Source organism: Arthrobacter sp. APC 3897, from assembly GCF_030407495.1.
Lineage (GTDB): Bacteria > Actinomycetota > Actinomycetes > Actinomycetales > Micrococcaceae > Arthrobacter_B.
Map to the genome: position 1 here is coordinate 40,270 of NZ_JASDDG010000001.1, position 20,352 is coordinate 60,621.

Genomic DNA, 20,352 nt, shown 5'->3' on the forward strand with positions numbered 1-20,352 from the left:
ACACCACCATGACTCTAGACACTGCCCCCGCCCGCGAAATCTGGTTCCTCACCGGAAGCCAGGGACTCTACGGAGAAGACACCCTGGCCCAGGTCCGCGAACAGGCCGGCGACATTGCCCGTCAGCTGGACGACGCCGACGCCGTCCCCTACCGCATTGTCTTCAAGCCCGTCCTCAAGGACTCGGACGCCATCCTGGAGACCATCCTGGAGGCGAATTCCTCCGAGGCCTGCATTGGGCTCATCGCCTGGATGCACACCTTCTCCCCCTCGAAAATGTGGATCCGCGGCCTCACGAAGCTGCAGCGTCCGCTGCTGCACCTGCACACCCAGCACAACGTCGAGCTGCCGTGGGCGGACATTGACATGGACTTCATGAACCTGAACCAGGCCGCCCACGGCGACCGCGAGTTCGCCTACATGGCCTCCCGCCTGGGCATCAGCCGCAAGACAGTAGTAGGCCACGTCTCCAGCCCCCGCGTTCAGGCCAAGATCGATTCCTGGGCGCGTGCCGCAGCCGGCTGGCATGAAATCCGGAACCTCAAACTGGCCCGCTTCGGCGACAATATGCGCAACGTCGCCGTCACCGAAGGTGACAAGACCGAGGCCGAGGTGAAGTTTGGGGTCTCCGTCAACACCTGGTCCGTCAACGAGCTCGCCGAGGCCATGGACGCAGTGACCGAAGAGGCCATCGACGCCCTGGTTGCCGAATACGAAGAAAAGTACGACGTTGTTCCCGAGCTCCGGCGCGACGGCGGCCGCCACAAGTCCCTGCGCTACGGCGCGCGCCAGGAGCTGGGGCTGCGCTCTTTCCTGGAGAGTGGCAGCTTTGGTGCCTTCACCACCAACTTCGAGGACCTGGGCGCCCTGCAGCAGCTCCCCGGCCTGGCCGTTCAGCGGCTGATGGCCGACGGTTACGGATTCGGAGCCGAGGGCGACTGGAAGACCGCCGTCCTGGTCCGCATTGCCAAGGTAATGGGTGAGGGCCTGCCCGGCGGAGCGTCCCTGATGGAGGACTACACCTACAACCTGGTTCCCGGCAGTGAAGTGATCCTCGGCGCCCACATGCTGGAAATCTGCCCGTCCCTGACCAGCGCCAAGCCTGCCCTGGAAATCCACCCCCTGGGCATCGGCGGCAAGGATGACCCGGTTCGCCTGGTGTTCACCGCGGACCCGGGCCCCGCCGTCGTCGTCTCCCTGGCAGACATGCGCGAGCGGTTCCGCCTCACCGCCAACCTGGTGGAGAACGTGCTTCCCGAGCAGGATCTGCCCAACCTGCCCGTGGCCCGCGCGGTCTGGAAGCCGGCACCGGATCTCGAGACCTCTGCTGAGTGCTGGCTCTCCGCCGGCGGCGCGCACCACACCGTCATGTCCACGGCTTTGGGACGGGAAGTGTGGGAGGATTTCGCGCAGATCGCAGATGTGGAGCTGGCCATGATCGATGACTCCACCACCACGTCCGCGTTCGTCAACGAATTGAAGCTGAACCAGGCGTACTATCGCCTGGCGCAGGGATTCTAGGTCTGCACCACCCTATTTAGCAGCTGCATCAGTCCGGGTTGCCGGCCTGCACAGACGAAGGGCATCACCATGCTTGAGGAATACAACTGGGCCGGCAACCTGCGCTACTCCGCTGCCGAGATTGCACAGCCCGCCACCGTGGAGGAACTGCAGGCCCTCGTGGCTTCCGCGCCGTCCGTGCGGGCCGTCGGCACCCGGCACTCGTTCAACGACATAGCGGACTCGGGCTCTCTGATGATCAACTTGGAGAAGCTAAACGGCGCTCCGGTGCTGGATGAGGCTGCCATGACCGTAACTGTGCCGGCCGCTATCCGGTACGGGGATCTGGCCGGTTTTTTGGTCGAACGCGGGTATGCCCTGCACAATCTTGCCTCGCTGCCGCACATCTCCGTTGCCGGGGCAATAGCGACGGCGACGCACGGATCCGGAAACGGGAACGGTAACCTGGCCACCGCCGTGGTTGCACTGGAGCTGGTGACCGCCGGCGGCGAGCTCCTGCAAGTGGATAAGTCTGCCCCCGATTTCAACGGCATGGTGGTCTCGCTTGGCGCGCTGGGCGTCGTTACCCGGGTAACGCTCAGGATTGAACCGGCCTACGAGGTGCGCCAGGACGTTTTTACCGATGTGCCCTGGAGCTCGGTGGAAGAACACTTCGAGGAGATCACGTCGGCGGCTTACAGTGTGAGCATCTTCAGTTCGCTGGCCGGCCCGAACGCTTCCCAGGTGTGGCTCAAGAGCCGCACGGATGCCGAACTGCCGTACGCCGGGAAACCGGACTTCTTCGGCGGAACCGCCGCTGCCGAACCGATGCACCCGCTGCCGGGTATCAGCGCCGTGAACTGCTCGCAGCAGATGGGCGTGGCCGGCCCCTGGTCGGACCGCCTGTCACATTTCCGGCTCGCCTTTACTCCCAGCAACGGGGACGAGCTGCAGAGCGAGTACCTGATGGACCGGCGGTTTGCCGTGCAAGGGATCGAAATCCTGCGCGCAATGGCTGGGGAGATCGCTCCCCTGATTCAGGTGTGTGAAATCCGGACGATGGCCGGTGACGATCTGTGGCTCAGCACGAACTACGGACCGGATTCGGTGGCGTTCCACTTCACGTGGAAGCCGCTGCAGGCGGACGTCGAGGCTCTGCTGGCGCGAATGGAGGCCGCACTTGCTCCGCTGCAGCCGCGGCCGCACTGGGGGAAGCTGTTCACCCTCCGTCGGCCGCAGCTGGAGGAACTCTATCCGCGCTTCGAGGACTTTTCCGCCCTTGCCCGGCGCATGGATCCGCAGGGCAAGTTCGCCAATGCGTTCCTGACGCGGACTGTTCTCAGCTGAAGCTAGCGGCGGACCTGGCCTTTGCCGCGGCCGGACATGCTCTCAGCAACGCCGATCAGCAGGACTGCCGCAATCACGGCAACAATGAAGCCGAAGATATTCAGCTCAAAAATGTCTCCGGTGCCCACGAGGTTGGCGATCACGCCGCCGATCACGGATCCGGCGAGACCGAGCAGCAGCGTGGCCAGCAGGCTCAGGTTCTGCTTTCCCGGCTTGATCAGGCGAGCGAGGGCGCCGATAACGAGTCCTGCAACAATGAAACCGATCATGGTGTCTTCCTTTACTGAGGGGTCCGGACCCCGCGGAGCCTCCGTAGGGTACTAAGTGCCCTGACCATCGTATGTGCTGCCGGACCCGGGCCACGAATGGGGGTTGTTGGTAGCCAGTGCCCCCACCGCCACCGCGCCCACGGCAGCAACTTCCAGCGAGAGGGCACCGATGGTCAGAGTCCCGGCACTGACGGCGGGCAGCACGAGTCCCCGACTCACGGACGGGCTGGGCAAATCGCCATGGTGCCGCATGAGTTTCATGCCTCCAGAGTGCGGGGAGTTCCACCCCGGCACAAGGGCAGACGTTTCCGCTCGTGTGGGCACAGCAAAATGCTCCGCAGCCCTGAGGCTGCGGAGCATTCGTTGATGACTGGTGCTGCGGTGAGAAGTGGTGCTGCTAAGGCCCGGTAGTCGGTGAAACCGCCGGTGCCGGCTCGACAGGCGGCTCCGCAGGCGCCGGACTCAGCGTGGGGGCCGGGGCTGCCGGCTCCGACGGTTCCGGGGTCTCCGGGACGGCGGGAGCTGCCGGTTCACTGGTTGGAGCCGGGGCCGGCTCAGGCTCCGACGGAGTCTCCGGGGAAGGCGCAGGATCCTCCCGCGGCTGTTCCTGCGGTGCCTGCCACTGTTCCGGCAGCGGAGACCGAACCGGGACCCGGTTCGGATCGGTCAGCTCACCGGTGGAATAAAGCCCAGCCACGGCCCGCATGTAGTCAGTCCACTGGGCGCCTGCAATAGTGGAGCCGTCCACATAGCTGCGCGCAACGCCGTTGATAGGCAGGTTGTTCAGCGATGCATAGGACGTCCAGTTGCCCACCCATGAGGCGGTCGAGATGCCCTGGGTGTAACCCACGGTCCAAGTCTGCTCGGAAACGTCAGTGGTGCCGGTTTTGGCAGCCGCGGGGACACCCAGCGGCTCCAGGGCGCCGGGGCCGCTGTTCACCAGGTTCTGCAGCGGTTCGGACACTTCCCGGGCGATCTCTTCGGAGATGGCGCGCTCGCACTGTTCCTCGGGGACGGCGTAGGCGTTGCCCCGGGAATCGCTTACCTGGGTGAGGGCGATGGGTTCGCAGTACTCCCCGCCGCTGGCGAAGGTGGCGTAGGCGGCCGCCATGGTCAGCGGCGACACTTCCTGCCCGCCCAGGACGAAGGACGGATTATTCACTTCCAGGGCTTCGCCGTCGACGGCGCGGTGCACGCCCATGCGCGTGGCGGCGTCACGGATGTCGCACAGGTCCAGCTGAGATGCCTGTGCCACTGTGGCCGTGTTGGCAGACCAGGTCAGTCCGTCACCGACGGTCATGCTGCGTTCATAACCGTCCTGGGCGTTCTTGAATTTCCATTCATCGAAGTACGCGTCCTCCGGCAGGCAGCTGGCGGTCCAGTCATAACCGGCGGGATACGTGGTGCGTGAGGCATCAATGACGTCGTCAATACTGCCGCCGGCCTCAAGCCACGCAACCGTGGTGAACGGCTTCATGGTGGAGCCGGGCTGGAAACCGTACGAGGTCCCGCCCATATCCGAATCTACGTTGAAGTTCAGCTGAGTGTTGCCGGCGCCTTCCTCAGGGGTGTAATTGGTGTTCTGGGCCATGGCCAGGATCTTTCCTGTGCCCGGTTCCACAGACACCATGGCGGAACCCGCTCCTGAGGCGTCGCCCACGGGAACCTGGGCCTCAATCTGGGTCTGGGCCTGTTCCTGGAGCCGTGAGTCCAGTGTGGTGGTAATGGTCAGCCCGCCGCGGGCCAGCAGCTTGGCGCGGGCAGTTTCATCCACGCCGAACTCCTCGGAAGACAGGATGACCTGCTCCACGTAGCTGCAGAAGTAATCGGCCATATTGGCTCCCACGCACCCTGAGTCCGCTGCGGGCTGGGGGTTCAGCTGCAGATCGGAGGCAACGGCGGCGTCGTACTCCTGCTGGGTGATTTTCTCGTAGCGCAGCATTGCTGCGAGAACGGTGTCACGGCGGTCCCGTGTGCCCTCCGGGTTCGTAAAGGGGTTGAAGTTGTTCGGGGACTGGACCATTCCGGCGAGCATGGCTGACTGCGCAATGTTGAGGTCCGCGGCGGGGATGCCGAAGAAGTTCTGGGCCGCTGCTTCAATGCCGTAGGTGCGGCCGCTGAACAGCACGATGTTCAGGTACCCCTCCAGGATTTGGTCCTTGGAGTACTCATTCTCGACAGCCAGGGCGAGCTTTGCTTCACGGAGCTTGTCGGTGATGTTCTTGGTTCCGCTGATGGTGAGGTCATCACCGCTCTTGCCTTCCGCAACACCCTGGTCAATGAGGACGTTGTTGACGTACTGCATGGTCAGCGTGGAGGCACCCTGGGTGCTGTCCTTGGTCAGGTTGGAGGCCAGTGCGCGGGCAACGCCCTTGGCGTCAACTCCGCCGTGCTCGTAGAACCGGTTGTCCTCAATGGCGATAATTGCGTCCTGCATGGCCGGTGAGATCTTGTCCAGCGTGACCGGGATCCGGTTCTGCGCGTAGAAGGAGGCAAGCAGCACACCGTCAGCAGAGTAGATCTTGGAGCCCTCGTCCAGCGGTCCGTTTTGGAACTCGTCGGGCAGGTCTTCCATGGCGTTCAGGACAATGTTTGCGCCGGAGGCGCCGACGGCTGCAGTGGGAATGAAAATTCCTGCCACTAGCGCTCCGCAGAAGGCGCTGACCAGCAGGAACAACACCAGCCGGCCGGAGGTGCCGAGTCTGCCCAGCATGGAGGAGTTGTTTTGTCGCATCCGCCCAAGATACAACGCGTTTCTGTGGATTCATCTTGACGCAGGCCGTGTTGCGGATGTAGAACCTTGCCCTCTTTCGTTGCCCCGCATGCGTTTCCCCGCTGACAGACGGTGCTGCAGCGACACGGTCCTGAGAAAAAGATCACATTGAGGTGCCGGGTCCGGCGTGATTGAGGGTCTTTCAGGTATACGCTGTATACATGTCGACTTCCGAGCAGCGCCGCCCTGAGCTGTCTGCGCAGGCCATTGCTGCGTGCGCAGTCACCCTGGCGGACCGGGAAGGGCTCGAGTCCGTCTCCATGAGGCGTGTTGCCGAGACCCTTGGCGTCTCTGCGATGGCCCTGTACCGCCACGTCGAAAACCGCGAAGCACTCCTGCTTGCCATGGCCGGCCAAACCGCCCGCCGGTCTGCACTGATCCCGCTTCCACCGGCGTCCTGGCAGGAGATGCTCCGCCGGCTTGCGGTATCGCTCTGGGAAGGATTCGTTCAGCATCCCTGGCTGCTGCAGATTGTCCTTGGACCCAGCCGCCTACTCGACATGGCTCCAACGGCTGAGCTGGAACATCTGCTGAGTGCACTGCAGGACGCCGGGCTGTCCTCCGAGGAGTGCTTCGACTGCGTCGTGGGCATTTCCGCCGTCGTGATCGGGACTTCCACTCTCGCTCTCGCTGCCAACCCCGGACCCGGTGTGAACCGGCCCTCGCGGCCCAACGCCGTCGTACGCCTGGAAGGCGACGTCGGCAGCGCCGGAGACAAGGGCGAAGCCGATGCGGGTCTGGCCGCCGCCTTTCGCAGGCGCGGCATCACCTTTGACGCATCCCGCAGGTCCCTGAACTTTGCCGTGGACAGTTTTTTGCGCGGCATTCAGGCACGCATCGAACAACCCCGGGCAGCGCAACAGCCGCCGTCCGCCCACTAAGAAGGAGCAACAGTGAAACTGAGCAACAAAACGGCCATTGTCACCGGCGGAGCCGGCGGGATCGGTCAGGGCATCGTCCGGCATTTCCTTTCTGAAGGTGCCAAGGTGGCGATCGTCGATATTAACCAGGAACAGGGCGACAAGCTGGTGGCGGACCTGGCGGAACTGGGTGAAGCCATCTTCATCTGCAAGGACATCTCGCTGCCCGAAAGCGCTGCGGAGATTGTGGCCGAGACCGTGGAGCGGTTTGGCCAACTGGACATCCTGGTCAACAATGCCCATGCCTCCAAGCAGGCACCCATCCTGGAGACCACTCCGGAAATCTGGAACCTTTCCTTCGGCACAGGAACCATGGCCACCCTGTACCTGATGCAGGCAGCACACCCCGAGCTGAAGAAGACCCGCGGCAGCATCGTCAACTTCGGCTCCGGCGCCGGTATCAAGGGCCTGCCCAACCAGGTTGCCTACGCCGCCGCCAAGGAAGCTATCCGGGCAATCACCCGGACGGCCGCCAACGAGTGGGCCGCAGACGGTATCCGCGTCAACGTTGTCAGCCCCGTGGCGCTCACTCCCGGCATTGTCCAGTGGAGCAAGGCCTACCCCGAGGCTTACCAGGAAGTTGTCAACGGTGTTCCGCTGGGACGCCTGGGCGACCCGGAAACGGATATTGCTCCCATCGTGGCGTTCCTGGCCAGTGATGAGTCCCGCTACCTGACGGGTCAGACCCTGATGGCCGACGGAGGCAGCATCAAGCTGTACTAGCAGGTCCTTTTCCGCCTTCTTGCGGGCTCCCTCCGGGGCCCAGGTAGTTGTATGGAAAAGACGGGTATGTGAAGGCCCCGAGAATGCCCTGTCAGGGGGATTTTCGGGGCCTTTTCTCGCCGGAAATGTCGGTGCCGGGTGAAAGCCTCAAGACATGGATCAGGACGGATCTTTCCGACGCGAAGGCACAGGAGTGGGTGCGAGCTTGTCAGTTTTCACGGCCGGGCCAGCCACCGCTGCGCGGGGAACCGAGAACATTCACCCGGGTGCGTCTAACCGTGACGGGTTCACGGGTTCGCTGGCGGTGCAGGGTGTTCAGTTCCTAACCCAGGATGAGGCCGGGGCGGTGTTGTCCCGGTTGGATTCCCTGACCCGGTGGGCTCAGGCCCAGCAGGCTAAAGTCCTGCACCGGATGGAAATCCTCTTCCGCGATGATCTGCTTCAGGAAGTGGGCCGGGAGGATCCGGCCCTGACCTTCAGTCTGGCAGCGGAGGAAGCGGCCGCGATCCTGCATGTGCCCACGAACACCGCGAAAATGTTGATGAGTGACGCCGGACGGCTGTGCACCACCCACACCGCCTCCCTGGGCCGGTTGGAGGAGGGGGTGCTGGGGTACGGGCAGGTCCAGACCGTGTTGGACCAGTCCCTGAATGTTCCGGCGGCTGAGCTGGCCGGTTTTGAGGCGGATCTGCTGGAGCTGGCAGCGGCGGGGCAGACAGTGTCGCAGTTCCGGGTGAAGGCCCGCAGGTTGCGGGAGGGCCGGTACCCGGAGACTATCCCGGTCCGGCATAAGAGTGCGTTCGAGGCGCGGCGGGTGTGTTTGGCGCCGGATGAGGACGGCATGTCCTGGCTTTCGGCGTTGTTGCCGGCAGCACGCGCCCAGCTGATCTTCACGCAGTTGAGTACTGCGGCGCGGGGTGAGCAGGGTGCTGGGGATCGGCGGGGTGTGGATCAGTTGCGGGCTGACATCCTCACTGACCTGCTCGAGGGCGACAGGGATGAGGATGCCAGCGGTAACGGAGACAGCCGTAACGAAGGCAGCGGAACCGAAAACAACGGAGACGAAGACGGCGGTATTGAAGGCAGCTGCAACGAAGGCAGCCGTGCCGGCGGCACGGCCGCGGGCAGGAAGAACAAGGCCCATGCCCGGGCGCGGGCGCGGGCTGAGATTCTGGTGCTGATCACCGCCGAAACACTCTTCGGTGCCGATGAACAGCCCGCGGAACTGCACGGATACGGACCCATCACCGCCGAAACCGCCCGCCGGCTGGCCCGGGAAGCAGCCCGCTGGACACCGGTGGAACGGCACCCGGACACCCATGAGGTTCTGCGGGTCGGACGGCGGCGGAAAGTTCCTCCCGGGCTGCAGCGCTGGCTCCGGGCCCGGGACGGGACGTGCCGGTTCCCGGGATGCCGGACCAATGCCGTGATCTCCGAGATTGACCACACCACACCGTGGTCCCGCGGCGGGGCCACGGACCACGACAATTTGGAGTATCTGTGCCGGCGGCATCACATGTTCAAGTCCCGGGGTTTCTGGAAAGCCCGGCAGCGTGTCCCGGGGATTATTGAGTGGACGTCGCCCGGCGGGCTGACCTACCGGACCGATCCGCACCTCACCCTGGCCGCCGCCGGAACGACCACGCGACCAGCTACGGGACCGACCATGCGATTGGATACCGGATCATGCCGGGAACCGGACAAAGACGCCGCGAAGCCCGCACTTATCCCGATGTCGGGCTGGATCCCTGCCGACGAGCTCCCTGACGACGGCGACGACCCACCACCCTTCTAGGCCTGGCTCATGACCCGCCGAACGGATGGCCTGTCACCCACCTGATCACTTGTTACAGAGCTGAGCGCTTACCTGCTGTAACAGGGGCGAACACTTAGCCGGCTGCTCAGCGGAACCCGCCGTCACTGGTCAGTATCTGTCCCACCATCCACCGTCCCTCATCGCTGACCAGCCAAGCAATGAGCCGTGCCGGGTCATCCGGTTCACCGAACCGGCCGCCGGGAAACCGCGAAAGAACCTCGGCAAGGACTTCGGGGGAACGGTCGGCGGTCCCGATGTCCAGATAGCCGGTATTGACCGGACCCGGGTTCACGGTATTCAGGACAATCCCGCGGCGAATCAGGTCCGCAGCTACGGACGGTGTGATTCCGGCCAGAGCGGCCTTCGACGTTGCGTAGGCAATCTCGTCCTCCATGACCCCGCCGTTAATCTGACCCGACGTCATCCATATAACCCGTCCTCCGGGGCGCCCGTCGTGCTGACCGGAAAACTCGCGGGTGGCCAGAAGGGTGGAACGGGTATTGACCTGCCAGTGGGCATCGAGCGTATCGGCTGTCATCACTGCCAGCGGGCCGTCACCGCCGCTGCGCGCATGGTTGCAAATCAAGATGTCCAGATGACCCATCGCAGCGGCAGCGTCCCGAATCAACTGTTCGGCACTCCCGGGATCGGCCAAGTCGACGCTGGAGTGTTCCATGCGCGCCCCGTCGGTGAGGTAACTCTGTAGTGCGCCGATGACGTCGTCAATCGAATCCGCACCCCAGGGCTGGTCCGCATCGTGCGGAGAATAATGCGCCAAATAGAGGTTCGCACCCATCCGGGCCAGCCGGGAAGCTACGGAAAAGCCGATCCCCTGCCGCCGGCTGACCCCGGTGATGACCGCCGTGCGGCCGGTGAACGGAAGGGGTGTAGTCAAAGACTCAGCCGCCATCGAGCGCTAACCTGATCCTCGCGGTGATTGCGTCCGGGTTTCATGCCCCAACAGTACCCAGTCCCGTGTGCTGGTCCCGCAACTGCCGTTTGACGATTTTGCCGCTGGGGTTTTTAGGAAGCGACTCGGCAATGATCACGTATTTCGGTGTCTTGTACCCGGCCAGCAGGCTGCGGGTGTGTGCCATCACGTCCTCCGGCATCATTTCCACGCCGGGCCGCGGAACCACCACCGCGGCAACGGCTTCCACCCAGTGCGGATGGGGGACCCCAAACACTGCAGCCTCGGCAACTCCCTCAAGGCGGTAGATGGCCTCTTCCACCTCACGGCTGGCTACGTTCTCTCCGCCGGACTTGATCATGTCCTTCTTGCGGTCCACCACGCTCAGGTAACCTTCGTCGTCGAAATATCCCAGATCGCCTGAATGGAACCAGCCGTTGGCGAAAGCCTCGGCGGTGCGTTCTGGGTCGCGGTAATAGCCCAGGGTGGCGTGCGGACTGCGGTGGACGATCTCGCCGACCGTTCCGGCAGGCACGGGACGGTCCTCGTCATCAACCACGGCGGTTTCCACGTTCAGGGACGGCCGGCCGGCTGACCCGGCATGGGCCAGCTGGTCCTCCGGACCGAGAATGGTGGCCACCGGCGCCATTTCCGTCTGGCCGTAGAAGTTCCAGAACCGTACGTCCGGCAGACGCTCCTGCAGCTCCTTCAACACCTGGACGGGCATAGCGGATGCCCCGTAATAGCCCTTGCGCAGAGAGGACAAATCGGCCGAGTCGAACAGGGGCGAGCGCAGCAGGGAGATCCAAACCGTCGGAGGAGCGAAGAATTTGGTGACCTTTTCCTGTTCGATGGTCGCCAGGATGGCCGTCGGATCGGGAGCCGGAAGGATGATGCTGGTGGCACCGAGATATATGTCCGGGCCCAGGAAACAGTCCAGCTGGGCACAGTGGTACAGCGGCAAAGTGTGCAGATCAACGTCATTGGCGGTCATGCTGCCGTCGACCACCGCGGAGACGTACTCCCACATCAGCGACCGGCTGGACATGAGCGCTCCCTTGGGCCGTGACTCGGTACCCGAGGTGTACATCAGCCGCACCGGATCATCATCCGCCACCAGGGGAGGCTCCACGGTCCCGCGGTCGAATTCGAACCAGTCCTGCACGTTCTCCCAGCCGGCCGGAACCGGGCCGCTGCAGATGCTGGAGCGGACAACGACGACGTCGGTTTCCGCGGCTTCCATGGCGGCTTCGGCCACCGGAACCAGCGCATCCTGGGCCACAAATGCTGTGGCACCGCTGTGGTCCAGCACGTACGCCACTTCGTCCGCTCCGAGCATGAAGTTGATCGGCACCAGGACCACACCGGCGCGGGCCGTGGCAAAGGCCAGCGCCGCAAACTGCCACGTATTGCGCGAGAGCAGGGCCAGGCGGTCTCCCGGCGCCATGCCGCGGGACTGGATGGCGGCTGCAGCCGCGGCTACCGTGCGCTCGAAATCCGCGAAGGTGAGACGGGTGGTGCCGTCAACGACGGCGGTCCGGGTGGGGAAGCGCCGGGCGCTTCGCCGGGGGAGATCGCCCAGCGTCTGGCTGCGGGACAGTGAAACAAACGGACTGACGGACACACGGAACCCCCATAATCGACTGCTTGCCGCGTCGGCACCCATGCGCTTCCGCGGACCTGTTGGCCCACATTCTGTCCCAGCCGGCGGCCGGGGGGAAGATGCTGTCCGCCCCGGTTAGACTGGCACGCAGCCGGATGACCGCCCACACACGAGGAGAACTGCCGCATGACCTACCGCCATCTCACGCTCGAGTACGACGGCGCGCTGGCGCGGCTGACGCTGAACCGGCCGGACCAGGCGAATGCCCTTGGCCTGGTCCTGGCAGAGGAGCTGTGCGCGGCCCTCGCTGAGGCGGAAACCCGCGCGGACTGCCATGTCCTGCTGCTGCAGGGCAGCGGCAGGTTCTTCTGTGCCGGAGGAGATGTGGCTGCGATGGCGGCCGCTGCGGATCAGAGCGGGTTCCTGAAGGAGCTGGCAGGCAAACTGCACGAGGCAGTCATGGCTCTGGTTAAGTCGCGGCTGATCAGCATCGCGGTGGTGAACGGCCCGGCAGCCGGTGCGGGCCTGGGCCTGGTGCTGAACTCGGATTTCATTCTTGCCTCGCCGCGGGCCCGGTTCCTGAGCGCCTATGCCGGAGTGGGACTGACACCTGACTGCGGGGTGTCCTATCTGCTGCCCGAACTGGCCGGGCCGCGCCGCGCTGCCGAAATGTGTCTCACGGGACGGGTGGCCAACCATGCCGAAGCCCTGGAATGGGGCCTGATTAATGAAGTGGCGGCCGCTGAGGACCTCGCCGGCCGGGCAGAGGAGCTGGGACGGCAGCTGGCCGCCGGAGCCGTTGCCGTGCTGGGGCCCACCAAGCGGCTGCTGCGTGCGCGGAGCCTGGCAGGCTATGAGGCGCACCTGCAGGAGGAAGCTGAAACCATCGCGTCGATGGCCGATTCAGCGGACACCCGGGAACGGCTTGCAGTCTTTGCCGCTCGGTCCAGCACCTAGAACCGGCTGCGGCACCCCGGGGTCCCGGGGTGCCGCACCGGAGTTCAGGAGGCTCAGGCCTTTTGGACCGTGATGGACCATTCCGCCGGACCGATCTTGGAAAAATCGGTGACCGGATAGTTGTTTTCAGCGGCCCAGCGCGGAATGGCGTCGGTGGCCTGGGTGCAGTCGAAGTTGATCACCAGTTCGTCGCCTGCCGCCAGGGTGGTCATGGCGTCCTTGGCTTCGACGAGGGGGAAGGGGCAGACCTGTCCGTTGGTTTCGAGGGTTACCTGTGCCATCGGGATACTTCCTTTCGGGAACCGCCGGTTCAAGGGCGGGTTGGTTGTTGTCGGGGGATTTAGCGGATTAGCTGCGTGCTGCGGTGGGGGCGGGAACCCTTGCCTGGCCGGATCCTGAGGATGGCCGGCGGTTCATGATGGTGAGCCGCGCACCCAAACCGGTGCCCAGGATCATGAACACCATCGCCGTCCAGCCCTGGAAGCTGAACTGTGCGGTCTCCACCATGGCGTTGCCGATGGTGCAGCCGCCTGCCAGTGCGGCTCCGATACCCATGAGGGCACCGCCGCCCAGGCTCTTCAGCACTGTGACCGCGTCGGGAACCCGGATACGGAATTCTCCGCTGCCCTTTGCGGCGATGTAGGACCCCAGCAGGATGCCGGCAACCAGCAGTACGCCCCAGTCCACAAGTTCTGGATCTCCTGTGACCAAGTAATTGACCGCGTTGGAGGAGGGCGTGGTGATCCCCAGCCCTGCCTCCCGGCCGGTGGCCCAGCTCAGCGGCCACGCCGCAATGGCGATTAGTCCAATGACCACTGCGGTGGCAAACGCATTCCACGGCTTTTCAAACAACAGGTGTGCCAGTCCCGTTTTTGAGGCCGGCGGTGTGGCCATTTTGAATTGCGGTTTGTTCAGGTGATGGCGGACTGCCAGGGCAACGCCAGCCACCAGAAGGGCGACAAAGAGCCAGGGTGAAACATTGAGCACTGAATAGAAGTTGCTCTGTTCAACGGTCACCGAGCGCATGGAGGTATTGAAGCCGGACAGCGGTCCCGTCTTCATGACGGCGGCAAAGAGCGCATAGGTGATGAGGGCGAGCCAGCTCCCCACCAGGCCTTCACCGGCACGGTAATACGTACCGGTGGCACACCCGCCGGCCAGAATGATGGCAAATCCGAAAATGAAACCGCCAACAATGGTGGCCAGCCACGGGAACGGGCCGGAATTGAGGGAAATGACGCCGGCGGCGTCCAGAGCGAAAACACCTACGCTCTGGACCGCAACCACCACCAGAAAGGCGGTCAGCCAGCGCGTGTTGCGCGTGACCCAGATGTCCCGGAAGGCACCGGTGACGCAGAAGCGCCCTCGCTGCATGACAAAGCCCAGGGCCATGCCGACAAAAAGGCCGGAGATAAGCATGGGTACTCCTTTTGCGGGGGAGGTGAATCCCGGGGGATGAATTCCAGCGGGGTTCCTGAGGCTGCGGGAGAACTGCCCGCAGCTTGGCAACGCTAGGCCCGGAAGCGGGGGCACGCCAAGGATCATGGCGCCGCGTGAACGCGCATGAAGCCCTGTGACAGGGCGGGAATAAGGAGGAAATTCAGAACGTTTAGGGGCCGCACTCAACGGCGGCGCGCAACGTAATTCCGGCAGTAACAGCCGGTTCGGGAATTCTTGCAGACGCTGCCGGTGGCGGTCCAAATGTGACGCCGGCTGGAAAGAAACATCAGTTAATTCGAGACGGGGCACAGGGGCCCGGAAGAAAGAGTCCTTGGAACCCCTAGTAATTACTAGGGAGTCCAAGTATGTTGGGCGTCACGGCACCAATGAAGGGCGGACCATGTTCGAACTGACGCAGGACCAGCAGGCCATTAGGGATATGGTTCGGGAATTTGCTTCCGACGCCCTCGCCCCAAACGCGGCGAAATGGGATGAAACGAAGCATTTCCCGGTGGACGTCCTGGCCCAGGCCGGAGAACTTGGCATGGGTGCCATCTACGCAGCCGAGGAATACGGCGGATCAGGCTTGTCCAGGTCGGATGCCGTCCTGATTTTCGAGGAACTTTCCAAAGCGGACCCTTCCATTGCCGCCTACATTTCCATCCACAACATGGTGGTGTGGATGATCGACACCTTCGGCAGCGCGGATCAGCGCGCCCGGTGGATTCCGGAGCTGGCCTCCATGCAGTCGCTGGGAAGCTATTGCCTGACGGAACCCGGTGCAGGCTCGGATGCGGCGGCGCTCGCCACCAAGGCTGAACGTGACGGTGATGAGTACGTGCTCAACGGCGTCAAACAGTTCATTTCCGGGGCCGGGTCCTCCAGCTATTACATTGTCATGGCCCGCACCAGCGGGGCCGGTCCCCGCGGCATCAGCGCGATCGTCGTGCCGGCTGACACACCGGGGCTTTCCTTTGGGCCCTCCGAACGCAAGATGGGCTGGAACGCGCAGCCCACCGCCCAGGTGATCTTTACCGATCTGCGGGTGCCGGTAGCCAACCGGCTCGGCGAAGAGGGCGCCGGTTTCGGCATTGCCATGAAGGGCCTGAACGGCGGACGCCTCAACATGGGAGCGTGTTCCCTGGGCGGAGCCCAGGCAGCGCTGGACAAAACCGTGGCGTACCTGAAGGAGCGCACGGCTTTCGGCAAACCGCTCATTGAACAGTCCTCCCTCATGTTCCGGCTGGCGGATATGGAAATGGATCTGCAGACGGCACGCACCATGCTGTGGCGCGGCGCCGACGCGCTGGACCGGGGTACTGACGACGTCGTCAAACTCTGTGCCATTGCCAAACGGGTTGCCACTGACAACGCATTCAAGGTCGCCAACGAGGCTTTGCAGCTGCACGGGGGCTACGGGTACCTCTCCGAATACGGCCTGGAGAAAATTGTCCGGGACCTGCGGGTCCACCAAATACTGGAAGGCTCCAACGAGATTATGCAGCTCATTGTCGGGCGAACGCTGGCGGAGGCCTGAGATGGCCGAAACACCCAGCGCCGCTGAAACATCCCGGTCTTCCGAGCCCGAGGTCCGCCTCGAACGCCGCGGGCATCTGGGCCACATCATCCTCAACCGGCCCGGGGCAATCAACGCGCTGACGGCCAATATGGTCTCCCTGATCGCGGGCGCCCTGGACGAGTGGGAGCACGACGACGGCGTGGCCACCGTCCTGCTGTCCGGTGCCGGAGAGCGCGGGCTCTGCGCAGGCGGTGACATTGTGGCCCTGTACCGGGATGCCGGCAACGGGGGCAGGGAATCGGCGAGCTTCTGGGCCGGGGAGTATCAGCTCAACGCCCGGATCAGCAGCTACCCCAAGCCGTATGTGGCCCTGATGGACGGCATTGTGCTGGGCGGCGGCGTCGGCGTGTCCGCACATGCCCGGCACCGGGTTGTTACTGAACGCACCAAAGTGGGGATGCCGGAAACGGGAATCGGCTTTGTGCCCGACGTCGGCGGCACCTACCTGCTGTCGCGGGCACCCGGTGAGCTGGGCACTTACGCTGCCCTCACCGCGGGAACCATGACCGGAGCCGACGCCCTGCTGTTGGGCCTGGCAGACATTTATGTGGACAGCTCCCGGCTTGGGGAACTCTCAGCTGAGCTGGAGCACCGGCAGGCTGAGGACGTCCTGCGGGACTTTGCGCAGGAGCCCCCGGAGGCCCCGCTGGCTGCAGCCCGGGAATGGATTGATGAGTGTTTCGCCCACGAGGATGTGGAGACCATCGTTGATGCACTGCTCCGTTCGGAAACCGGGGAGGCGAAGAAGGCTGCCGCCGTCGTGCTGACAAAGTCCCCGTCTGCGCTCAAGGTAACGCTGCAGTCACTGCGCCGGGCGCGGGAACTTCCGGAACTGCGCAGCGTGCTGGAGCAGGAGTACCGTGTTTCCCTCCATGCCCTGACTGCACCCGACTTCGCCGAGGGCGTCCGCGCCCAGGTGGTCGACAAGGACCGCAACCCGCAGTGGACCCCGGCTACCCTCGCGGAGGTTCGCCAGACGGACGTGGATTCCTACTTTGCCCCGCTCGACGGCCCCGACCTGTGGGAAAAGCAGCAAACCAGTGGAAGCAGCGACGAATTGATCAGCCAGGAGCAGCGATGACGGACAAGCAGGGTACGCAGATGCAAGGGCAGGGCCCGCAGATAGGTTTCATCGGGCTGGGCAACATGGGCGGTCCCATGGCCGCCAACCTGGTGGCCGCCGGTTATTCCGTCACCGGCTATGACCCGGTTCCGGCCGCAGCGCAGAAAGCCGCCGCGGCGGGGATTCGCATGGCTGCCTCCGCTGACGAAGCGGTGTCCGGTGCCGGCGTCGTCATCACCATGCTGCCCACCGGAACCCATGTGCTCAATGCACTGTCCGGAGACGGCACCATGGTGGGTCTGCTTGCGGCAGCAGCTCCCGATGCCCTGTTCCTGGAATGCTCGACCATATCGGTGGACGACGCCACCACGGCCCACGCCCTGATGCTGGAGACCGGCCACCGCGGCCTGGACGCTCCGGTGTCCGGCGGGGTGGTAGGTGCCGAGGCCGGAACCCTGACCTTCATGGCGGGCGGCGCGGAGGAAGACTTTGCAGCGGCGCTTCCCCTGCTTGAAGTCATGGGCGGGCGCGTGGTTCACTGCGGCGGTCCCGGAGCCGGCCAGGCAGCAAAGATCTGCAACAACATGATTCTTGGCGTATCCATGATTGCCGTCAGCGAAGCGTTTGTCCTGGGTGAAGAGCTCGGCCTGACGCACCAGGCACTGTTTGACGTTGCCTCGGCGGCATCCGGCCAGTGCTGGGCGCTGACCACCAACTGTCCGGTTCCCGGTCCGGTTCCCACCAGTCCGGCCAACCGTGATTACCGGCCGGGTTTCGCCGCGGCCCTGATGGCGAAGGATCTGGGGCTGGCCGCCGATGCGCTGGACTCCACCGGTGTCCGCGCCGAGCTGGGCCGCAGAGCCGGTGAGATTTTCCGGGAACTGACGGAATCCGGCAGCGGGGGAGAAGACTTTTCAGCCGTCATCAAGACCATTCGTGCAGGCACCGGTGACATGAGCAGCAGCGACCCCAACAGCAGCAGCGACCTTAACAGCAATACCGCCGGTCAGCAGCCGGCAGAACAGAGCGGAGCAGTATGAACGAGTACGAAAACATCCTCCTGGAGCGCAGCGGACGGGTAGGCATCATTACGCTGAACCGGCCCAAGGCGCTGAACGCCCTGAACTTCGGGATGATGCAGGACGTGGTGTCTGCCGCGACGGAGCTGGACAATGATCCGGACATTGGCGCCATTGTCATCACCGGATCCGAACGGGCTTTTGCCGCCGGCGCGGACATCAAGGAAATGTCCGAAAAAACGTACATGGACATGTATCTGGGCAACTGGTTCCGCGGCTGGGATACCCTCGCGGCCGTGCGCACCCCGGTGATCGCCGCCGTCGCCGGCCATGCCCTGGGCGGAGGCTGCGAACTGGCACTGCTGTGTGACTTCATCATTGCCGCCGAAACAGCCAAGTTCGGTCAGCCTGAGATCAAGCTCGGCGTGATCCCCGGCATCGGCGGCTCGCAGCGGCTGACGCGTGCCGTGGGCAAGGCCAAGGCCATGGAAATGATCCTCACCGGTCGAACCATCGGCGCCGAAGAGGCCGAACGCGCAGGGCTGGTCTCCCGTGTTGTGCCTGCCGCCGACCTGCTCGACGACGCCCGGTCCACCGCCGAGACGATCGCCTCCATGTCAGCTCCCGTGGCCATGCTCGGCAAGGAACTGGTGAACGCCGCCTTTGAGACCAGCCTGGACTCCGGCATCCGCCTGGAGCGCCGCGTGTTCCATTCCGTCTTTGCGCTCGAAGACCAGAAGGAAGGCATGGCCGCGTTTATTGAGAAGCGCAAGCCGGACTTCAAGAACCGCTAACCGCCGGCAGGCACCACCAGCAGCAGACACCACCGCCAACTGACACCACCGCCAACTGACACCGCCGGTTTCCCCGCCCCTCCCACTCGAGAACGAGGCATCATGACCCAGCTCAACATTCCGTCGGATTCGGCGGCCCCAGCTCACGAGACTTCGGACTACAGCTCGTTTCTGTCCGGCGTCGACCAGCCCATGTGGATCGGCGGAGAACCGGTGGAAGCCGCCTCCGGTGAATGGCGGGACGTGATGAATCCCGCCAAGCGGGAAACCGTCATCGCGCGGGTTCCGGCCGCGGGCCCCGAGGACATTGACCGGGCGGTGAATGCCGCGCGGGAAGCGTTTCCCGGCTGGCGCAACGTCCACTTCACCGCCCGGGCGCGGGCGCTGTCCCTGATCGCGGACGACATCGAAGCGCGGGCCGAGGACTTTGCCCGGCTGACTGCCCTGGATACCGGCAACGCCCTGCGCACCCAGGCCCGTCCGGAAGTCACCACGCTGGTGGCGCTGTTCCGCTACTTTGCGGGCATCTCCGGTGAGGTCAAGGGCGTGACGCTGCCGGCCGGGGACGGACAGCTGCAGTACACGCGGCTGGAACCGCTGGGCGTTGTGGCCTGCATCCTTCCGTGGAACTCTCCGCTCATGATTGCCGGCTTCAAGCTGCCGGCTGCCCTGGCAGCCGGAAACACTGTCATCCTGAAGGCCGCCGACGACGCACCGCTCACCATCCTGCTGCTGGCCGAAATCTGCTCGCGGCACCTTCCGGCCGGAACCGTCAACGCCGTCACCGGCCGCGGAAGCGTCATTGGCGCGGCCCTGGCTGAGCATCCCGGCGTGGACAAGGTCTCCTTCACCGGTTCCACCGAGGTGGGCCGCGGCGTCGCCCGGACCGCCGGTGAACGGCTGGCCCATGTCTCGCTGGAACTGGGCGGAAAGAACCCCTCGATCGTCTTTCCCGATGCCGTCGATGAGGACCTCATTGACGGGCTGCTCCTGGCCTCCCGCTTCACCCGGCAGGGCCAGAGCTGCACCGCCGGGTCCCGGCTGTTCCTGCACGAAGACATCTACGACGAAGTCCTGGAACGGCTCACCGTCAAGCTGGGCGCCCTGGTTGTGGGCAACCCGCTGGATGAGGCCACTGACATGGGCGCCATCATCAACAACAGCCAGTTCTCCTCCATCAGCGGTTATCTCGACGACGGCCGGAGCTCAATGAAGACCCTGCTGGGCGGTGACGTTCCCGCTGAAGGGCCGCTCACCGAGGGCTACTTCCACCTGCCCACCGTCTTTGGCGGAGGACGCAACGATTTCCGTCTGGCACAGGAAGAGATTTTCGGACCGGTGCTTGTCGCCATTCCATGGCGGGATACCGAGGACGTGATCCGGATGGCAAATGATTCGCACTACGGGCTGGCGGCCTACGTCTGGTCGCACAACCTGGACAACGCACTGAACACCGCCCACCGCGTGGACGCCGGCTGGGTGCAGGTGAACCAGGGCGGCGGCCAGGTGGTCGGCCAGTCCTACGGCGGCTACAAGCAGAGCGGCATCGGCCGTGAAGTGTCGCTCGAGGGCATGCTGGCAGGGTTTACCCAGACCAAGCAGATCAACGTTAAGCTGCGCGGCTGAGGCGTTGGGGAACG

Annotated in this window: 18 protein-coding genes; 11 read left to right on the forward strand and 7 right to left on the reverse strand. The window is 64.3% G+C overall.

Annotation, left to right across the window (positions count from 1 at the left end; genetic code table 11):
* Positions 1-8 precede the first annotated feature (8 nt).
* Both araA and QMA10_RS00190 read left to right on the forward strand, forming a co-directional pair.
* The gene (gene araA / locus QMA10_RS00185; RefSeq protein ID WP_290164982.1) at positions 9-1,520 is read left to right on the forward strand and encodes an L-arabinose isomerase; all 1,512 of its coding nucleotides are present in this window, start codon (positions 9-11) and stop codon (positions 1,518-1,520) included.
* A 69-nt stretch (positions 1,521-1,589) separates the two neighbouring features.
* Complete coding sequence (locus QMA10_RS00190) at positions 1,590-2,846, forward strand: FAD-binding protein (protein ID WP_290164984.1); 1,257 nt, start codon at positions 1,590-1,592, stop codon at positions 2,844-2,846.
* 2 nt (positions 2,847-2,848) lie between these two features.
* Here QMA10_RS00190 and QMA10_RS00195 read toward each other — a convergent pair whose 3' ends face one another.
* From QMA10_RS00195 to QMA10_RS00205, 3 genes are all read right to left on the reverse strand, one after another.
* On the reverse strand, positions 2,849-3,115 hold the full coding sequence (locus QMA10_RS00195; protein ID WP_290164986.1) for a GlsB/YeaQ/YmgE family stress response membrane protein: 267 nt from the start codon (positions 3,113-3,115) through the stop codon (positions 2,849-2,851).
* A gap of 51 nt (positions 3,116-3,166) precedes the next feature.
* A complete protein-coding gene (locus QMA10_RS00200; protein ID WP_290164988.1) occupies positions 3,167-3,376 on the reverse strand; it encodes a hypothetical protein in 210 nt (69 codons plus the stop codon).
* Between the two features lie 136 nt (positions 3,377-3,512).
* The gene (locus QMA10_RS00205; RefSeq protein WP_290164990.1) at positions 3,513-5,849 is read right to left on the reverse strand and encodes a transglycosylase domain-containing protein; all 2,337 of its coding nucleotides are present in this window, start codon (positions 5,847-5,849) and stop codon (positions 3,513-3,515) included.
* A 200-nt stretch (positions 5,850-6,049) separates the two neighbouring features.
* Between QMA10_RS00205 and QMA10_RS00210 the strand changes: the two genes are divergently transcribed.
* From QMA10_RS00210 to QMA10_RS00220, 3 genes are all read left to right on the forward strand, one after another.
* Positions 6,050-6,769 (forward strand): TetR/AcrR family transcriptional regulator C-terminal domain-containing protein, encoded by a 720-nt coding sequence (locus QMA10_RS00210; protein ID WP_290164992.1) that lies wholly within the window; start codon positions 6,050-6,052, stop codon positions 6,767-6,769.
* A 12-nt stretch (positions 6,770-6,781) separates the two neighbouring features.
* A complete protein-coding gene (locus QMA10_RS00215; RefSeq protein WP_290164994.1) occupies positions 6,782-7,531 on the forward strand; it encodes an SDR family oxidoreductase in 750 nt (249 codons plus the stop codon).
* Between the two features lie 205 nt (positions 7,532-7,736).
* Positions 7,737-9,326 carry an HNH endonuclease signature motif containing protein gene (locus QMA10_RS00220; RefSeq protein WP_290164996.1) on the forward strand — a complete coding sequence of 530 codons (1,590 nt, stop codon included), beginning with the start codon at positions 7,737-7,739 and terminating at the stop codon, positions 9,324-9,326.
* Between the two features lie 106 nt (positions 9,327-9,432).
* Here QMA10_RS00220 and QMA10_RS00225 read toward each other — a convergent pair whose 3' ends face one another.
* Positions 9,433-10,242: an SDR family oxidoreductase gene (locus tag QMA10_RS00225; RefSeq protein ID WP_290164997.1), complete on the reverse strand. Its 810-nt coding sequence runs from the start codon at positions 10,240-10,242 to the stop codon at positions 9,433-9,435.
* 55 nt (positions 10,243-10,297) lie between these two features.
* Positions 10,298-11,881 (reverse strand): fatty acyl-CoA synthetase, encoded by a 1,584-nt coding sequence (locus QMA10_RS00230; protein ID WP_290164999.1) that lies wholly within the window; start codon positions 11,879-11,881, stop codon positions 10,298-10,300.
* A 165-nt stretch (positions 11,882-12,046) separates the two neighbouring features.
* Between QMA10_RS00230 and QMA10_RS00235 the strand changes: the two genes are divergently transcribed.
* Positions 12,047-12,817 (forward strand): enoyl-CoA hydratase/isomerase family protein, encoded by a 771-nt coding sequence (locus tag QMA10_RS00235; protein ID WP_290165001.1) that lies wholly within the window; start codon positions 12,047-12,049, stop codon positions 12,815-12,817.
* Between the two features lie 53 nt (positions 12,818-12,870).
* On the opposite strand, the gene QMA10_RS00240 is transcribed toward QMA10_RS00235, so the two are convergent.
* Both QMA10_RS00240 and QMA10_RS00245 read right to left on the reverse strand, forming a co-directional pair.
* Positions 12,871-13,098, reverse strand: a complete 228-nt coding sequence (locus tag QMA10_RS00240; protein WP_104054125.1) for a sulfurtransferase TusA family protein — start codon at positions 13,096-13,098, stop codon at positions 12,871-12,873.
* A gap of 67 nt (positions 13,099-13,165) precedes the next feature.
* Positions 13,166-14,236, reverse strand: a complete 1,071-nt coding sequence (locus QMA10_RS00245) for a YeeE/YedE family protein (RefSeq protein WP_290165003.1) — start codon at positions 14,234-14,236, stop codon at positions 13,166-13,168.
* A 421-nt stretch (positions 14,237-14,657) separates the two neighbouring features.
* On the opposite strand from QMA10_RS00245, the gene QMA10_RS00250 reads away from it, so the two are divergent.
* From QMA10_RS00250 to QMA10_RS00270, 5 genes are all read left to right on the forward strand, one after another.
* A complete protein-coding gene (locus QMA10_RS00250; protein ID WP_290165293.1) occupies positions 14,658-15,794 on the forward strand; it encodes an acyl-CoA dehydrogenase family protein in 1,137 nt (378 codons plus the stop codon).
* Between the two features lies 1 nt (position 15,795).
* On the forward strand, positions 15,796-16,917 hold the full coding sequence (locus tag QMA10_RS00255) for an enoyl-CoA hydratase/isomerase family protein (protein ID WP_290165004.1): 1,122 nt from the start codon (positions 15,796-15,798) through the stop codon (positions 16,915-16,917).
* Entirely contained in the window at positions 16,914-17,939 is a 1,026-nt protein-coding gene (gene mmsB, locus QMA10_RS00260; protein ID WP_290165006.1) for a 3-hydroxyisobutyrate dehydrogenase, read from the forward strand. The genes QMA10_RS00255 and mmsB overlap by 4 nt, the downstream gene beginning before the upstream one ends.
* On the forward strand, positions 17,936-18,712 hold the full coding sequence (locus QMA10_RS00265; protein ID WP_290165008.1) for an enoyl-CoA hydratase: 777 nt from the start codon (positions 17,936-17,938) through the stop codon (positions 18,710-18,712). Before mmsB ends, QMA10_RS00265 begins: the two co-directional genes overlap by 4 nt.
* Before the next feature lie 102 nt (positions 18,713-18,814).
* Positions 18,815-20,338 (forward strand): aldehyde dehydrogenase family protein, encoded by a 1,524-nt coding sequence (locus tag QMA10_RS00270; RefSeq protein WP_290165010.1) that lies wholly within the window; start codon positions 18,815-18,817, stop codon positions 20,336-20,338.
* Positions 20,339-20,352: the final 14 nt, after the last annotated feature.

Excerpts from the sequence above, each read along its gene's own strand:
- QMA10_RS00190 (WP_290164984.1), top strand. The coding sequence starts at position 1,590 with ATGCTTGAGGAATACAACTGGGCCGGCAACCTGCGCTACTCCGCTGCC.
- QMA10_RS00270 (WP_290165010.1), top strand. The coding sequence starts at position 18,815 with ATGACCCAGCTCAACATTCCGTCGGATTCGGCGGCCCCAGCTCACGAG.
- QMA10_RS00200 (WP_290164988.1), bottom strand. The coding sequence starts at position 3,376 with ATGAAACTCATGCGGCACCATGGCGATTTGCCCAGCCCGTCCGTGAGT.
- QMA10_RS00205 (WP_290164990.1), bottom strand. The coding sequence starts at position 5,849 with ATGCGACAAAACAACTCCTCCATGCTGGGCAGACTCGGCACCTCCGGC.
- mmsB (WP_290165006.1), top strand. The coding sequence starts at position 16,914 with ATGACGGACAAGCAGGGTACGCAGATGCAAGGGCAGGGCCCGCAGATA.
- QMA10_RS00235 (WP_290165001.1), top strand. The coding sequence starts at position 12,047 with ATGACCTACCGCCATCTCACGCTCGAGTACGACGGCGCGCTGGCGCGG.
- QMA10_RS00255 (WP_290165004.1), top strand. The coding sequence starts at position 15,796 with ATGGCCGAAACACCCAGCGCCGCTGAAACATCCCGGTCTTCCGAGCCC.
- QMA10_RS00195 (WP_290164986.1), bottom strand. The coding sequence starts at position 3,115 with ATGATCGGTTTCATTGTTGCAGGACTCGTTATCGGCGCCCTCGCTCGC.
- QMA10_RS00250 (WP_290165293.1), top strand. The coding sequence starts at position 14,658 with ATGTTCGAACTGACGCAGGACCAGCAGGCCATTAGGGATATGGTTCGG.
- QMA10_RS00240 (WP_104054125.1), bottom strand. The coding sequence starts at position 13,098 with ATGGCACAGGTAACCCTCGAAACCAACGGACAGGTCTGCCCCTTCCCC.
- QMA10_RS00265 (WP_290165008.1), top strand. The coding sequence starts at position 17,936 with ATGAACGAGTACGAAAACATCCTCCTGGAGCGCAGCGGACGGGTAGGC.
- QMA10_RS00245 (WP_290165003.1), bottom strand. The coding sequence starts at position 14,236 with ATGCTTATCTCCGGCCTTTTTGTCGGCATGGCCCTGGGCTTTGTCATG.
- QMA10_RS00210 (WP_290164992.1), top strand. The coding sequence starts at position 6,050 with ATGTCGACTTCCGAGCAGCGCCGCCCTGAGCTGTCTGCGCAGGCCATT.
- araA (WP_290164982.1), top strand. The coding sequence starts at position 9 with ATGACTCTAGACACTGCCCCCGCCCGCGAAATCTGGTTCCTCACCGGA.